10 protein-coding genes are annotated in these 16,438 nt (G+C 61.9%); 7 read left to right on the top strand and 3 right to left on the bottom strand.

Annotated elements, in window-relative coordinates; translation table 11 throughout:
* Positions 1 to 180: 180 nt before the first annotated feature.
* The gene (pgi, locus tag FJ492_RS26300) at positions 181 to 1,824 is read left to right on the top strand and encodes a glucose-6-phosphate isomerase (protein WP_140773066.1); all 1,644 of its coding nucleotides are present in this window, start codon (positions 181 to 183) and stop codon (positions 1,822 to 1,824) included.
* Positions 1,825 to 1,829: 5 nt separating this feature from the next.
* Entirely contained in the window at positions 1,830 to 2,552 is a 723-nt protein-coding gene (locus FJ492_RS26295; protein WP_140509225.1) for an HAD family hydrolase, read from the top strand.
* Here FJ492_RS26295 and FJ492_RS26290 read toward each other — a convergent pair.
* Positions 2,536 to 3,195, bottom strand: a complete 660-nt coding sequence (locus FJ492_RS26290) for a 50S ribosomal protein L11 methyltransferase (protein ID WP_140509227.1) — start codon at positions 3,193 to 3,195, stop codon at positions 2,536 to 2,538. The two genes, FJ492_RS26295 and FJ492_RS26290, sit on opposite strands and share 17 nt — an antisense overlap.
* A 92-nt stretch (positions 3,196 to 3,287) precedes the next feature.
* The gene (locus FJ492_RS26285; RefSeq protein WP_140773064.1) at positions 3,288 to 5,276 is read right to left on the bottom strand and encodes a long-chain fatty acid--CoA ligase; all 1,989 of its coding nucleotides are present in this window, start codon (positions 5,274 to 5,276) and stop codon (positions 3,288 to 3,290) included.
* A 470-nt stretch (positions 5,277 to 5,746) separates the two neighbouring features.
* Between FJ492_RS26285 and FJ492_RS26280 the strand changes: the two genes are divergently transcribed.
* The 5 genes from FJ492_RS26280 (at position 5,747) to FJ492_RS26260 (ending at position 11,006) form a co-directional block, all read left to right on the top strand.
* The gene (locus FJ492_RS26280; protein WP_140509230.1) at positions 5,747 to 7,339 is read left to right on the top strand and encodes an ABC transporter substrate-binding protein; all 1,593 of its coding nucleotides are present in this window, start codon (positions 5,747 to 5,749) and stop codon (positions 7,337 to 7,339) included.
* 50 nt (positions 7,340 to 7,389) lie between these two features.
* Positions 7,390 to 8,397, top strand: a complete 1,008-nt coding sequence (locus FJ492_RS26275; protein ID WP_140716583.1) for an ABC transporter permease subunit — start codon at positions 7,390 to 7,392, stop codon at positions 8,395 to 8,397.
* Between the two features lie 70 nt (positions 8,398 to 8,467).
* On the top strand, positions 8,468 to 9,322 hold the full coding sequence (locus FJ492_RS26270; protein ID WP_246672893.1) for an ABC transporter permease subunit: 855 nt from the start codon (positions 8,468 to 8,470) through the stop codon (positions 9,320 to 9,322).
* 2 nt (positions 9,323 to 9,324) lie between these two features.
* Positions 9,325 to 10,182 (top strand): ABC transporter ATP-binding protein, encoded by an 858-nt coding sequence (locus FJ492_RS26265; RefSeq protein WP_140773060.1) that lies wholly within the window; start codon positions 9,325 to 9,327, stop codon positions 10,180 to 10,182.
* Positions 10,179 to 11,006: a dipeptide ABC transporter ATP-binding protein gene (locus tag FJ492_RS26260; RefSeq protein WP_140746336.1), complete on the top strand. Its 828-nt coding sequence runs from the start codon at positions 10,179 to 10,181 to the stop codon at positions 11,004 to 11,006. Before FJ492_RS26265 ends, FJ492_RS26260 begins: the two co-directional genes overlap by 4 nt.
* 1,017 nt (positions 11,007 to 12,023) lie before the next feature.
* On the opposite strand, the gene FJ492_RS26255 is transcribed toward FJ492_RS26260, so the two are convergent.
* Positions 12,024 to 15,953, bottom strand: a complete 3,930-nt coding sequence (locus FJ492_RS26255; protein WP_140773058.1) for an Ig-like domain-containing protein — start codon at positions 15,951 to 15,953, stop codon at positions 12,024 to 12,026.
* Positions 15,954 to 16,438 lie beyond the last annotated feature (485 nt).

Below are 16,438 nucleotides of genomic sequence, written 5' to 3'. Positions count from 1 at the left end.
GGACGCTGGCGCCTCGCTGCTCGATACCTGCTGATACATTGTGTCATCGCATCGTGATGCGCTGCGTCATCGCCGCGTATTGACCGCATGGAATTCGGCTCAATAGTTTCGGCGCGACGACACGCGCCGGAAACATCCGGTCTGATATGGTGCGTCCAAAACGCCAGGAGTCCCCCGCCAGTGGATCAGTCAGCCTTCCAGAAACAGCTTGCCGCCCTGCGCGATCATCGCGCCGCCGCACCTGGCGACATGCGCCAGGTCTTCGCCGCCGATCCGCAGCGCTTCAAGACATTCTCCACCACCGATGGCGATCTCCTGCTCGACTGGTCGAAATGCGCCGTCGACGCGGCGACCATGGATATCCTGGAAAAGCTCGCCGCCGCCGCCGATCTCGAAGGCCGCCGCGCCGCCATGTTCGCCGGCAAGAAGATCAACGTCACCGAAGACCGCGCCGTTCTGCACACGGCACTGCGAAACCTCAGCGGCAAGGGTGTCACGGTCGACGGCCAGGACGTCAAGGCCGATGTCATTTCCGTGCTCGAGGCCATGGGCGCCTTCGCCGATGCCATCCGCTCCGGCAAGGCGACAGGCGCCACCGGCAAGAAGATCACCGACATCGTCAATATCGGCATCGGCGGCTCGGACCTTGGTCCGGCCATGGCGACGCTGGCGCTCGCCCCCTATCATGACGGCCCGCGCGCGCACTACGTCTCCAACATCGACGGCGCCCATATCCACGACACGCTGAAGGGATTGTCCGCCGAAACCACGCTGTTCATCATCGCCTCCAAGACCTTCACCACGGTCGAGACGATGACCAATGCGCAGACCGCGCGGCAATGGATGGAGAAGGCTTTGGGCAAGGAGGCCGTGGGCAAGCATTTCGCTGCCGTCTCGACCGCGCTCGACCTGGTGGCCAGGTTCGGCATCGAGCAGGATCGCGTCTTCGGCTTCTGGGACTGGGTCGGCGGCCGCTATTCGCTGTGGGGCGCGATCGGCCTGCCTGTCATGATCGCCATAGGCCGGCGTAATTTCCGCGCCTTCCTCGACGGCGCACACGAGATGGACGAGCATTTCCGCACCGCGCCGCTCCGGAAGAACCTGCCGGCGCTCCTGGGGCTTGTCGGCTGGTGGCATCGCGTGATCTGCGGCTACCCGGCCCGCGCGGTCATCCCCTACGACCAGCGTTTGTCCAGGCTGCCGGCCTATCTGCAGCAGCTCGACATGGAATCGAACGGCAAGAGCGTCACCCTTGAGGGCACTGCGGTGACGACGCCGACCGGGCCGCTGGTCTGGGGCGAGCCGGGCACCAACGGGCAGCACGCCTTCTTTCAGCTGCTCCACCAGGGCACCGATTTGATCCCGGTCGAGTTCCTCGCCGCCGCCGTCGGCCACGAGCCTGATCTCAAGCACCAGCATGACCTGCTGCTCGCCAACTGCCTGGCGCAGTCGGAAGCCTTGATGAAGGGCCGCACGCTGGAGGAGGCGCGCGCGCAGATGCTGGCCAAGGGCATGAAGCCGGCCGACGTCGACCGTATCGCGCCGCATCGTGTCTTCTCGGGCAATCGGCCCTCGGTGACCATCCTCTACCGTAAGCTCGACCCGCGCACCTTCGGCCGGCTGATCGCGCTCTACGAACACCGCGTCTTCGTCGAGGGAACGCTGTTCAACATCAACTCCTTCGACCAGTGGGGCGTCGAGCTCGGCAAGGAACTTGCCACCGGCCTCCTGCCTGTCGTGGAAGGCACGGAAAGTGCCGCCAAGCGCGACGCGTCGACCGCTGGCCTTGTGGGATACATCCACCAATTGCGTGGTTCGGAGTGAAAAGTTTGGCAGACATCAAGGGCATATTGTTCGACAAGGACGGGACACTTGTCGATTTCAACGCGACCTGGCTCGGCGTGGCCGATTTCATGGCCATGGACGCAGCCGAGGGCGACCGCTGGAAGGCCGACAGGTTGCTCGCGGCCGCCGGCTTCGATTTCGCCAACCGGCGCTTCAAACCCGATTCCATCTTTGCCTCCGGCACCAATCTCGACGTTGTCGAACTGTGGTTTCCCCGCCTGTCCAACGAGGATCAGATGCTTGCCGTCGCCCGCTTCAACGAGATCACCTCGGTGCAGGGCTCGGCGATGGCGGTGGCGCTGCCCGGCATTGTCGACACGCTGGCTCTGCTGCACAAGCGATCCTACCGGCTTGGCGTCGCCACCAACGATTCGACCACCGGGGCGGAGAAGACCTTGGTCACGCTCGGCGTCGCGCAACTGTTCGACGCCGCCTATGGTTATGACGCGGTGGCCAACCCCAAGCCAGCTCCCGACACCATCCAGGCTTTTTGCGATCTTACCGGGCTGAAGCCGGCGGAGATCGCCATGGTCGGCGATAACAGGCACGATCTCGAAATGGCGCGTGCCGGCGGCTGCGGCCTCGCGGTCGGCGTGCTTTCCGGCACCGGCACCCGCGAATCGCTGGCCGAGATCGCCGACCTCGTCCTGGATTCGGTTGCCGACCTGCCGGATCTCCTTTCGGCGCGGGTCAAGGAGACGGCTTGATCGGCAGGCCGGCGTACTGTTCGGTCTGGAGGCGAAAGACAGCGCTCGGCTTCAGCGCGGCGTCTTTCGCCTCGCCGAAATCCGGCACCTTGTATTCGGCAAGCAGCCGCAGCCGCGAGCGCGGCAGATAGGCCCGGCCCGGATCGCCGACCAGCACCTCGATGCCGGCGGCGAGGCAGCGGTCGAGGAAAGGCATCATCCCCAGGGCGACACTCTGACCGTAGAAAACGTCGCCGGCGAGCACCAGGTCCACGGCGGGCGGTGCCCCGGTGGTGATGTCGTCCCCCATCATCGTGATCGTGACGCTATTGGCCGCTGCGTTCAGCGCCAGCGCGGCGATGCCGTTGCGGTCGATCTCGGCGGCCATCACCTCACGCGCGCCGGCTTTCGCGGCGGCGATGCCGACAAGGCCGGACCCGGCTCCGAGGTCGAGCACGCGGCGGCCGGCCACGATCTTCGGATGGTCGAGGATGTAGCGCGCCAGCACGGCGCCGCCGGCCCACGCATAGGCCCAGTAGGGCGGCTGCGGTTCCCGCGTCTCATCGCCATCCTCTTCAGGGTCGACGAGGCGTCTCAAGCCGCTGCCCGGGTGAGCGGTGTACAGCTGGATTTCGGGAAGCGCTGGTACCGGGACAAGGCGCATATTCGCCTTGATGAACGCTGCCGGGTCGAGGCGGAGGTGCCGGCCCGGCAAATCGTTGTCCGGCGCCTCGCCGTCGGCAGGACTATCACGCACTACTCGCGCAAAGCCCGCCGCAGGATCTTGCCGACCGGCGTCTTCGGCAATTCGGTCCTGAACTCGATGTATCTGGGACGCTTGTAGCCGGTCAGGTTCTCACGGCAAAAGGCGGTGATGGCTTCGGCCGTCAGGGCCGGATCCTTCTTGACGATGAACAGCTTCGGCACTTCGCCCGAATGCTCGTCCGGCACGCCGATCGCCGCCACTTCGAGCACGCCGGGATGGGCCGCCACGACCTCCTCGAGTTCGGTCGGATAGACGTTGAAGCCGGAAACGAGGATCATGTCCTTCTTGCGATCGACGATCTTGGTGTAGCCGCGTTCGTCCATGAAACCCATGTCGCCCGATTTGAAGAAGCCGTCCTCGGCCATCACCTTGGCGGTCTCGTCCGGCCGGTTCCAGTAACCCGCCATCACCTGCGGTCCCCTGATGCAGATCTCGCCGACCTCGCCGAGCGGCACGTTGTTGCCGTCGTCGTCGCGGATGGCGATTTCGGTCGAGGGCAGCGGCAGGCCGATGGTGCCGGTGAAGTCGCCGGAACTGAATTTGTTGGCCGTCGCTACCGGCGAGGTCTCCGAAAGGCCGTAGCCTTCGCTGATCGGGCACCCGGTCAGCGCCTTCCAGCGCTCGGCGACGCCCTTCTGCACCGCCATGCCGCCGCCCAGCGTCAAGAGCAGCGGCTTGAAGTCGAGCTTGCGGAAGTCCTCATTGTTGAGCAGCGCGTTGAACAGCGTGTTGAGGCCCGGAAAGATATGGATCGGATACTTGCCCATTTCCTTGACGAAGCCGGGAATGTCACGCGGATTGGGGATCAGTATGTTCTGGCCGCCCATCTGCATGCCCATCAGCGCATTCACCGTCAGCGCGAAGATATGGTAGAGCGGCAGTGCGCAGACGAGGTTGAGATGCCCCGGCTTTGGCTTGACGGTGTAGGCGTCCTGCAGCCACAGCGCATTCTGCGCGACATTGGCCAGTACATTGCTGTGCGAGAGGGTCGCGCCTTTCGAGATTCCGGTGGTGCCGCCGGTATATTGCAGGAAGGCGACATCACTGGCGGCCACCGTGGCCGGCTTGAAAGCCATGCCGCGGCCAGCCTTCAGGGCCGCATTGAACTTGACATGGCCGGGCAATGACCAGGCCGGCACCATTTTCTTGACGCGGCGCACGACCAGATTGACGATCGAGCCCTTCAGGCCGCCGAGCAGGTCGCCCATGGCGGCGACTATGACATGCTTGACCGAGGTCCTGGCGACGACCGCCTGCAAGGTGTTGGCGAAGTTTTCGAGGATGACGATGGCCTGCGCCCCGGAATCCTTGAGCTGATGCTCCAGTTCGCGCGGCGTGTAGAGCGGATTGACGTTCACCACCGTGAAGCCGGCGCGGGCGACCGCCATCATCGCCACGGGATACTGCAGCACGTTCGGCATCATCAGGGCGACGCGCGCCCCCTTCTGCAATCCGGTGAACTGCAGATAGGCACCGAAGGCCGCCGATAGCTGTTCGAGTTCAGCGTAGGTGATTGACTTGCCCATGCAGGTGAAAGCCGGCTGACCGGCGAACTGCTTGCAGGCGCCAACGAGGAAGTCGCCGATGGAACTGTAGGGAAGGGCGCCGATCTCGGCCGGCATGTTCTTGGGATAGCTGTTGAGCCATGGCTTTTGCGGCAGGCCGGCGGCGAGTTCGGTGAGCGCCTTCGGCAGCCGCTGGCTGGCCGGGGTCGCCGGTTTCGATACAGGTGCAGCCTTCGCTGGTGGCGAACTCTTCGTCGTTCCGGCCTTGCCCGATTCGGCCTTGGTCGCGAACGCCTTTGCCGGCGCGGCTTTCGTCGCCGGCTTCTTGCTGGCGGTGGCCGCTGCTTTCGCCGTGGGGGTGCTCTTGGCGGGTTTGGCCGCCGCTTTTGCGGCTGCGGCTTTGCCTTGCCCACCGGCTGGTTTCGAGACCGCCTTGGCCGACGCCTTCACTGGCGCCTTCGATGCTTTTGCCACCCGTTCCTCCTCGACAACCCTGGTCGCCTGTTTCTCGTTGGGCCGCGCCGCGCCGCCTCCGGATTGATGGAAACGTCCTCCGCTGCCGCCAGCATGTGCACCTATGTATTGCCTCTATCGGCGACGGTGCAAGTCTTGCCCTTGCGGCAAGACCCCGAAAGATTTGCCGTCGGAAATCGTTCCCGCCGGCTGTACTTGGAACCGGCATTTTTTCCGCATTTATGGCCGGATGAAGACGGCGCGCGGCACCCTTGGTGCCGGACGTCGGATCAATAAAAAAATGCGGTCGTTAATAATATCGTGAATAGAAAAAACTGCTAATTTTTTCTGCCATTTAGCAGAATCGCGGATTTTTTTCCTGCTTCCCGCGGGGTAAGCAAACGGGGTGTTCCAAAGCCGGAAAAACGGTGCTTATATGCGCGCTTCGCGAGCCTGATAGAGGGGCTTGGAAGAACATCAGGGAGTGCTCAATGAAGAAGAAATTGACTTTTGCAGCCGCGTTGCTGGCTGCAAGCGTCCTGGGCGGCGTGGCCAACGCGAAAACTCTGGTCTATTGCGCGGAGGCGTCGCCGGAAGGTTTCGATCCGGCGCCGTACACTGCGGGACAGACGTTCGATGCGTCCTCGCGTACCGTCTTCAACCGCCTCGTCGAATTCGATCACGGCAAGACCTCGGTCTCGCCCGGCCTTGCTGACAGCTGGGCGATTTCCGACGACGGCAAGGAATATACTTTCAAGCTGCGCAAGGGCGTCAAGTTCGCGCCCACCGACTACTTCACCCCGACGCGCGACCTGAACGCCGACGACGTGGTGTTCTCGTTCCAGCGCCAGGTCGACAAGAACGGCCCCTGGTTCCAGTACATACCGGGCATTGCCTATCAGTATTACAATGATCAGTTCGGCGACAACATCACCAAGGTCGAGAAGGTCGACGACCTCACGGTGAAGTTCACCCTCAAGGAGCCGGCGATCACCTTCATTCCGACGCTGGGCATGGATTTCGCCTCGATCGTCTCGAAGGAATATGCCGACAAGCTGCAGGCCGACAAGACGCCTGAATTGTTCAACCAGAAGCCGGTCGGCACCGGCCCGTTCATCTTCGTCGACTACCAGACCGACGCCGCCATCCGCTACAAGGCCAACCCGGACTATTGGGGCGGCAAGCAGAAGATCGACGATCTGGTCTTCGCCATCACCACCGATCCGGCGGTGCGCGCGCAGAAGCTGAAGGCGGGCGAATGCAACATCATGTCCTACCCGGCGCCGGCCGACATCGCCGGCTTGCAGGCGGATCCGAACCTGACGGTCGCGGAGCAGGAAGGCCTCAACGTCGGCGCGCTGATGTACAACACCCAGCAGAAGCCGTTCGACGACGTGCGCGTCCGCAAGGCGCTCAACATGGCCATCAACAAGAAGGCCATTATCGACGCCGTGTTCCAGGGCGCCGGCCAGGTGGCGATCAACCCGATCCCGCCGACCATGTGGTCCTACAACAAGGACGTGAAGGACGATCCGTACGATCCGGACGCGGCCAAGAAGATGCTTGAAGAGGCCGGCGTCAAGGACCTCAAGATGAACGTCTGGGCCATGCCCGTGTCGCGTCCGTACATGCCGAACGCGCGCCGCACCGCCGAGCTGATCCAGGCCGACTTCGCCAAGGTCGGCGTCACCGTCAACATCGTCAGCTATGATTGGGGTGAATACCTCAAGCGCGCTTCGGCGGTCGATCACGACGGCGCCGTCATCGTCGGCTGGACCGGCGACAATGGCGATCCGGACAACTTCCTCGGCGTGCTCCTGAGCTGCGCTTCCGTCGGTTCGAACAACCGCGCGGAATGGTGCAACAAGGACTTCGATGCGCTCATCAACAAGGCCAAGACGGTTTCCGATCAGGCCGAGCGCACCAAGCTCTACGAACAGGCACAGGTCATCTTCAAGGAGCAGGCACCGTGGGCGACGCTCGCCCACTCCAAGGTGTTCATGCCGATGCAGAAGACAGTCTCCGGCTTCGCGATGGATCCGCTCGGCATCCATCGCTTTGACGGCGTCGATATCGCCGAATAAGGTTCGCGAAACGGGACGGCGCCACAGGGCGCCGCCCCACCTCGCCCGCCATGCTGCGTTATATCCTCGGCAAGCTCGCCCTCATCATCCCGACCTTCATCGGGATAACCATCCTCGCTTTCGGCTTCGTGCGCATCCTGCCCGGTGATCCGGTGCTGGTGCTTGCGGGCGAACGTGGCCTGTCGCCCGAACGCCACACGGCGCTGATGCATCAGTTCGGTTTCGACCTGCCGATCTGGCAACAATATCTGACCTATCTGGCCAACATCCTCGGTGGCGATTTCGGCACCTCGTTTTCCACCAAGACGCCGGTGCTCAAGGATTTCCTCGTGCGGTTCCCGGCGACTGTCGAACTCGCCATCTTCGCCATGATCTTCGCCATCATCTTCGGTGTCGCCTTCGGCATTTTCGCCGCAATCCGCCGCGGCTCCTGGTTCGACCAGCTGACCATGGGCACCGCGCTCGCCGGCTATTCCATGCCGATCTTCTGGTGGGGCCTGCTGCTGATCATCGTCTTCTCCGGTACGCTGCACTGGACACCGGTCTCGGGCCGCATCGACCTTCTCTACTTCTTCAAGCCGGTGACCGGCTTCATGACCATCGATTCCCTCATCTCGGGCCAGAAGGGCGCCTTCCGCTCGGCGGTGTCGCACCTCATTCTGCCCACCATCGTGCTCGGCACCATTCCGCTGGCGGTCATCGCCAGGCAGACGCGCTCGGCCATGCTCGAAGTGCTGGGCGAGGATTATGTACGCACCGCGCGCGCCAAGGGCCTGGCGCCGCGCCGTGTCATCGGTCTGCATGCCTTCCGCAATGCGCTGATCCCGGTCGTCACCACCATCGGCCTGCAGGTCGGCACGCTGCTCACCGGCGCCATCCTGACCGAGAGCATCTTTTCGTGGCCGGGCATCGGCAAGTGGATGATCGACGCCATTTCCAAGCGCGACTATTTCACCGTGCAGGGCGGGTTGCTTTTGATCGCGCTGATCGTCATGTCGGTGAACCTTATCGTTGACGTGCTCTATGCCGTCATCAACCCGCGTATCCGGGCGAATTGACATGAGCAATGAAGGCCCAGCCGCCATCGAAGCCGCGACCATCGTCAAGCCGCAGGACGCGCGGCTGCAGATGTTCGGCGAATTCTGGCACTATTTCTCGATCAACAAGGGCGCGGTGATCGGTCTCTTCGTCTTCGCCCTGCTGATCCTGATCGCCATCTTCGCGCCACTGCTCGCCCCGCATTCGCCGGACGATCAGTTCCGCGACTTCTTCCTGACGCCGCCGGCCTGGCAGACGGGCGGCAACGCGCAGTTCCTGCTCGGCACCGACGCCGTCGGCCGCGATATGCTTTCGCGCCTGATCTATGGCTCGCGCTTCTCGCTCGCCATCGGCTTCGTCGTCGTCACCACGGCGCTGATCTCCGGCGTCATCCTCGGCCTGCTCGCCGGTTACTGCCGTGGCTGGGTCGACACGCTGATCATGCGCATCATGGACATCATCCTGGCCTTCCCGTCGCTGCTGCTGGCACTGGTGCTGGTCGCGGTGCTCGGCCCTGGCCTCGTCAACGCCATGATCGCCATCGCCTTCGTGCTGCAGCCACACTTCGCCCGGCTGACCCGCGCCGCTGTAATGGCGGAGAAGACCCGCGAATATGTCGTCTCGGCCAAGGTCGCCGGCGCCAGCCATCTCAGGCTGATGCTGGTCACCATCCTGCCCAACTGTATCGCCCCGCTGATCGTGCAGGCGACGCTGTCCTTCTCCAACGCCATCCTCGAGGCGGCCGCACTCGGCTTCCTCGGTATGGGCGCGCAGCCGCCGACACCCGAATGGGGCACGATGCTCGCCGAAGCGCGCGAGTTCATTCTGCGCGCATGGTGGGTGGTGACCTTTCCCGGCCTCGCCATCCTGATCACCGTCTTTGCCATTAACCTGATCGGCGACGGCCTGCGCGACGCCCTCGACCCCAAGCTGAAGAGGTCGTGAGCATGTCCCTGCTTGAGATCAAGAACCTTACCGTTTCCTTCGACACCGCCGCCGGACCGTTCATGGCCGTGCAAGGTATCGATCTTTCGGTCGAGCCGCGCGAGGTGCTGGCCATTGTCGGCGAGTCCGGCTCCGGCAAGTCGGTGTCGATGCTGGCGGTCATGGGGCTGTTGCCAAACACCGCGACCGTCAAGGCCGACCGCATGGCCTTCGACGGCGTCGACCTGTTGAAGCTCAGCCCGTCCGAACGCCGCAAGATTGTCGGCAAGGAGATCTCGATGATCTTCCAGGAACCGATCGCCAGCCTCAACCCGTGCTTCACGGTCGGCTTCCAGATCGAGGAAGTGCTGCGCTTCCACATGGGCATGGATCGCGCCCGGCGCCGGACCCGCGCCATCGAGCTGATGAAGCTGGTCGGCATTGCCGATCCGGAAGAACGGCTTAGCTCGTTTCCGCACCAGATGTCGGGCGGCCAGTGCCAGCGCGTCATGATCGCCATCGCCATTGCCTGCAATCCGAAGCTTTTGATCGCGGACGAGCCGACGACCGCGCTCGACGTCACCATCCAGAAGCAGATCCTCGATCTGCTCGTCTCGCTGCAGGCCAAATACGGCATGGGCCTGATCATGATCACTCACAATATGGGCGTGGTGGCCGAGACCGCCGACCGCGTCATCGTCCAGTACAAGGGCCGCAAGATGGAAGAGGCCGATGTGCTGTCGCTTTTTGAATCGCCGAAGAGCAATTACACCCGCGCGCTGCTCTCGGCGTTGCCGGAAAACGCCGTCGGCGACCGGCTGCCGACCGTTTCCGACATGCTGTTCGAGCCTGCCCCCTCGGCAGCGGGAGCCTCCGCATGAGCACCACGGTCCTCGAAGGCAAGAACATCGTTCGCGACTACCATATCGGCGGCGGCCTGTTCACCGGACCGCGCACCGTGCATGCGGTCAAGGGCGTCTCGTTCACGGTGGACAAGGGCAAGACGCTGGCCATCGTCGGCGAAAGCGGCTGTGGCAAGTCCACGCTCGCCCGCATCATCACCTTGATCGATCCCGCGACGTCAGGCGAATTGTTCATCGACGGTAACAAGGTCGACATCGCCAAGGGCGGATTGACGAAGGAGATGCGCCGCAAGGTGCAGATCGTCTTCCAGAACCCTTACGGATCGCTCAATCCGCGCCAGAAGATCGGCGACGTGCTGGGCGAGCCGCTGCTGATCAACACCGACAAGCCGGCCGCCGAACGGCGCGACCTCGCCATGAAGATGCTGAAGAAGGTCGGCCTCGGTCACGAACACTACAACCGCTATCCGCACATGTTTTCGGGCGGCCAGCGCCAGCGCATCGCCATTGCCCGTGCGCTGATGCTGAACCCGAGCCTGCTGGTGCTGGACGAGCCGGTCTCCGCACTCGACCTGTCGGTGCAGGCGCAGGTGCTCAACCTGCTCGCCGACCTGCAGGATGAATTCCAGCTGACCTATGTCTTCATCAGCCACGACCTTTCGGTGGTGCGCTATATCGCCGACGACGTGATGGTGATGTATTTCGGCGAGGCCGTCGAATACGGCTCGCGCGACGAGGTCTTCGCCGACCCCAAGCACGGCTACACCAGGACGCTGTTCGCCGCGACGCCACGCGCCGACGTCGCCAGCATTAAAGCGCGGTTGGCGAAGAAGGCCGCCTAGAGTCAAAGCCCAACTGCTCTGAACGACCGGGTTTTACTCAAAGACGGCTTACGTCTGCCAAGACCTGGACGACCGCTTTGCGCTCACGTCGGTCGTTGAGATACGCTGGTCGAAGCCTGAGAGCAGACATCACAAGCCGGAGGTCTCGACGGAGGCGCATCCGCCTGAACCACAATTGCTTCCCCGAACTGCGAACCTTAAAACCAACACTCGCTGGCCGAGGCAGTCGCTCACAACAAGCATGGATTATTGTCTTACCAGATAACATTGTTGGCTACCGTCGGTTAGACCTGGTTAGCGAGCAATTCCCTGACCCTCTTCTTCGACACCTTTCCATAACCGGACTTTGGCAGTTCGGTCCAGAACAGATACCGTTTGGGCAAATTATAGCGTGCAATCTTGTCGATTAGCCAAGCATCGATGTTTAGCTTTGCGACGTCGGTGCCAGCTGCCGCGACACATACGGCAACTCCGATTTCGCCGGCTGCAAATGATCGGACCCGCATTCTTCCACTTCGTTGCTGTCGTAGGAAGGCGGCCTCATGCCAGCTTGTAGCGGCGTCCAGACATTGAGCCGCGCTGCACCAGCCTGTCGGGGCGAGTCGGAGGAGGGATCTGCCAGCACAGTGCAGTCACTCAAATCGTTTGCTGAGCGGGTAAGTTCGCCGAAAAACTGCAGGGGCGTTGCCGATCGTGCTAACGTCAACCCCCGGACAGTACACCGCCATTTAAGGTGGCCAAGCGGGCAACTCGCGCAAGGTCCAGCTGTGCCACGTCCTTGACGGCGAGCAGCGCAGCGGCAATCGGTACCGCCAATAGGACATAGGCCAAGACCTCTATCGCCTTGTGGGCCAAGGGGAGGGCGCCTGCGATGCTTCGGCCAACAATCGCAAGCGCCTCGCCCACGGCAGTCGCGCTTCGGCGCTAGGCGCTGCCCTGGTGGGCAAGCGGCAAAAGACATTCGTTATCCAGGGGAACAAGCGCCTTTCCGTCCGGGGGAGCGGACTCCGCTCGCCATCATACCAAGTCGAAGTCATTTGAGCCTAGACTTGCGAGGTTCACGTTGTAGAGACTGAGAATATCTCCAGTCAGTGTTTCGAAAACGACATCCGCATTTTGCTGCGTCGCATGATCCAAGATCTGAGGTGAAGCGAAAAGCTCATCGGGGATCCGAATTATATCGCTTCCCGGTGTGAAGTCTTTGATCACCGCGCTCCCGAAACCTGCCGAAAATACGAATGTGTCGCTACCTCCCTGGCCGGTCATGATGTCATTGGCGATTGCGTACAGAACGTTGGGCAGATCGTTGCCGTAGAGCCCGCTATCGTCACGGATGGCTTCGACTGAGCTTGTCAAAAAAATGCTGTCCCTCTGATCAGGGGAGAGCGTGAAGCCGCTGGCGACGAGGGTATCGTTGCCCTCTCCGCCATAGACATGGGACGCCGCGGCAACGTCGGCGACGGTGAAGGTGGTGCCGTCGGCATTGCTGCTCTCGATCCGGGAGCTGACAGTCATTCCCGACAGGTCGAGCGCGGCCTCCGCGGTGGTGAGCGTACCGCCACTGATGGAGCTGATGCCCGCCAGGTTCGCTTGGCCGACCTTGAGCGTGCCACCGATCGAGAAGGCCTCGATGTTGGAGATCGTCGTCGAAAACGGAACCGTGATGTCGAAGGAGCCATTAAACGCGACGGTGTCTTTTAGTGAATAGGTGAAACCATCCTCATTGTAGCTGCCCGTGCCACCATCGATCAGGCTACCCGTCTGAAGCTGCGCGGCATTGTTCAGGACAAAGATATCCTGGTTGGCATCGGCCCCGTGCAGGGCATAGGTGCCATCGGCAAGATAGTAGTAATTGTAGCCGTGGTCGGCATCGTAATCGTACGCTCCTCCGGCATGGATGGTCGCAGTCCCGCTCGACAGATAATAGAGGTTGCGGCCGGCATTGGCGTCCGAGACGGTGGCCTCGCCGGTCGAGAAATAATAGGATGAGTCGTCGAAGCCGCTATCCGATCCATCAATGATCGCAGTGCCGCTCGATAAATGGTAAAAGCCCCCATTGATGCCGTCCAGGTCGAGCGACACATTGCCCGAAGACAGATAGATCGACGTCTCGTTGCCGAAACCGCTGACACTCACCGAAACGTCCATCCCGTCGCGCAGCGTGAGCGCGGAGGGACCGGAACCGTTCACATAGGTGAGCCGCACCTCATCGACGCCCGCCAGAACCGACGGCCCATTCAGGTCGAAGCTGCCGTTCCCAAACAGCGCCAGCACGTCATAGCCACCCCCAAGGTCGATGCTGTCCGTGGGGTTCAGGCTCGGCGCGGTCGATATAACCCTCGTATTGAGGATCGATGGTTCGAGATTGTCGGCTCCCTCCGTTAGGGTGGCATGGGCCTGTACGACGGGCGCAATGTCGCCGATCTGGTTCAGAGCTGAACTGACAGCGGCATCAAGCCCAACGCCAGTATATGAATTGACGACAGTACCGATTTGGCCGGGGTCATCTGCCGCGGTGGCCAAGGCATCGGAAGCTCTGCCTTGGGCAACAAAAGCCGTGGCAGTGGCGTTTGTGACCAATTGCGCAGGCGTTGAAGCGGTCGCGGCATCGTCCGCCAATGTTTGATTGCTGGCAACCACGACCTCTTCAAGCGCCTGAAGGAGATCGGTATCCAGAGCAACAGTCGCAGCACCGTCAGCAATGGCATCGATCGTCGATGAACTCGTCAGGTCAAGGATCTCCCCCGCCCCAAGACCCAATATCTGGTTTGCAATCGCCGAAAAAACATTGCTTGCGGCGGCATCCTGATCTCCGCCGGCGCCAGCAATCGCGGCCGCGACCATGCTGACCGTGTTCAGGACGGAAATGCCGGCAAGGAAAGTATCGGCATTGTTCTGGAAAGCTGCCGTGACGGGATCGAGTGTCAGGAGATCGCTACCCGGCGCAAGGCCTAAAGCGCCGCGCACCAGTGCTTCGGCGTCTGCGACATCCAGATTTGAAGCTGGGTCATTGACCAGAAGCGTGATCAAAGTTGTCAGCGGAGTAACAACCGCTGACCCCGATGGTGCCGTCAGCTTTCCAATTAGGGCTTGGTCGGTCGACGTATCTGTTCCCCCAACGACAACAAGGTCTTCTGATCCCCCCTGGAGTACAAAGTGCCCGAAGTTGTCAGTAACTGCCGAATACTCACCAGCGTCGAATTGGCCGTTGCCGTTAGCGTCGGCAAACACCGTGGCGCCTGATATGTAACCATCAATGACGTATCCATCCTGAACAGGCGCGACCACCTCGGTCGCCGCACTGCTCAAAGACTCTGCCTTGCCGTGGCCGTCGGTGTAGCTCGCCACCACGCGGATCGTCGCGCCGACATCGGCATCCCCCAGCGTATAGGTCGTGTTCGTCGCCCCGCCGATGTCGACGAAGCTGGAGCCGGTGTGGCGCTGCCATTGATAGCTGATCGTGCCGAGCCCGTCTGCATCAGCTAGGGTGTTGGAGGCCGTCAGCACCTGGTCTTCCGTCGCCACGCCGGCGACCGTCACCGAACCGGTCGGGGCATCGTTGACGTTGGCGATAGCCGCGGTCGCGGCGCTCGCCACGGATTCCGGCGTGCCATGACCGTCAGTGTAGGTCGCCACCACGCGCAGCGTCGCGCCGACATCGGCGTCGCCAAGCGTGTAGGTCGTGTTCGTCGCGCCACCGATGTTGGCAAAGCCGGTGCTGGTGTCGCGCTGCCACTGGTAGCTGATGGTGCCGAGCCCGTCTGCATCGGCCAGCGTGTTGGAAGCCGTCAGCACCTGGTCTTCCGTCGCCCCGCCGGCGACCGTCACCGAACCGGTCGGGGCATCGTTGACGTTGGCGATGGCCGCGGTCGCGGCACTCGGCACAGCCTCGGCCATGCCGTGCCCGTCGGTGTAGCTCGCCACCACGCGCACCGTGGCACCGACATCGGTGTCGCCAAGCGTATAGGTGGTGTTCGTCGCCCCGCCGATGTTGGTAAAGCCCGAGCCGCTGTTGCGCTGCCACTGATAGCTGATCGTACCGAGCCCGTCGGCATCGGCCAGCGTGTTGGAGGCAGTCAGCACATGGTCTTCCGTCGCCACGCCGGCGACCGACACCGCACCAGTCGGGGCGTGATTGCCCGCGCCGACGTTAATCGTGGCCGTCGCAAGTCCCGTATCGGTCCCGCCGTTTGCGGTCCCACCGCCGTCCACCAGGGTGAATGCCACAGTGCGAGCGGACGTAGGTGGGCTGCCCAATGAATTCGAATAGGAAATGTGCTCGAGAAGCACGGAGACTGAACTGGGTGTCGCCCCGCTGACCAGGCTGACGACGAGGTCGGAACCGTTGCTGCCGCCGGAGACCGTTCCGACCTTGATGCCCGCGACGAACACAGAACCATTCGATATCGTCACCGACGCGTCTGTGGAGATAGTGATCTGGTCCGACACCGCCTTATTTTGGGTAATCGAGACCCGCAGCGAGCCGCCGCCGAACTTGGAGGAGTCAATGTCGGCAACCGTTGCAGAAGGGGCGATCCGTGCGGCCGAGCCGCCTGGCGAATAGGAAAGGGTTGTGGAAGTCCCACCAGCAGCGCCGTTGAGATCTAAAATCGGTGCGTCATTTACCGCCGCTACGTTGATCGTGACAGACGCCGAACTTGAGGAAATACCGCCTTTGTTATCGACGACATTGTAGTTGAAAGAGGCAGCACCGTTGAAATTCAATCCGGGCAAAAAATAAAACGTCTTGCTCGCGTAAACCGTGTTGATGGCTGCGAGGGTCGTGTGTGCGGCATCGAGGTAGAGTGTGCCGTTCGACGGCAATGAACTTACGGAATATCCCGTGACCGACCCGTCCGGGTCCGACCCGCTCAACACGATCGTGGAAAGGTGATCCTCCAAACCATTAACGGTGATTTTGTCGGCCTTCGGTAATTTGTTCGCCATAACACACCCCTGGTGATAGCCGTGGGGCTTACCCGGCGCTGCCGCTAGCTCGGAGTTTGCGTGTACGAAGGGAACTCATGGTTCAGGCCATGGCGATGCGTTCACGCAGTTGGGGGGCGCAAACCACCCAAGCATTCACGTCTCCGGAGCTACCGTGTTTGAGTAGCGTCCCCTGTTTTTTATTCATATTAGCAATATCTGATTTATCACGTTGAGTCCAATATTCAGTTCAGAAATCTACCCCGAGCCGAAACGTTAATATTATCTTGTACTTGCTTGGGTGTTTACGGCGGAGTGCCCTTGCTCGAGAAACCGGACGTGAGTTCGCGCTTGGGAGGAGGAGGAGGCGATGATTGACTCCAGAACTGAGTACGGCACACATTCTATTCGCCGCACGAGAGCATCGATCGTCATGGTCAATTCTGAAGGCCGTCACGGATGGACGAGAAATAGCGGTCGGTTCCTACCTGCCCGCCCTTCAACGC

Source organism: Mesorhizobium sp. B2-5-4, from assembly GCF_006441095.1.
Taxonomy (GTDB): Bacteria; Pseudomonadota; Alphaproteobacteria; order Rhizobiales; family Rhizobiaceae; genus Mesorhizobium; species Mesorhizobium salmacidum.
The sequence above is the reverse complement of the archived record's forward strand: the minus strand, read 5'-3'. Positions and strand labels throughout refer to the sequence as shown.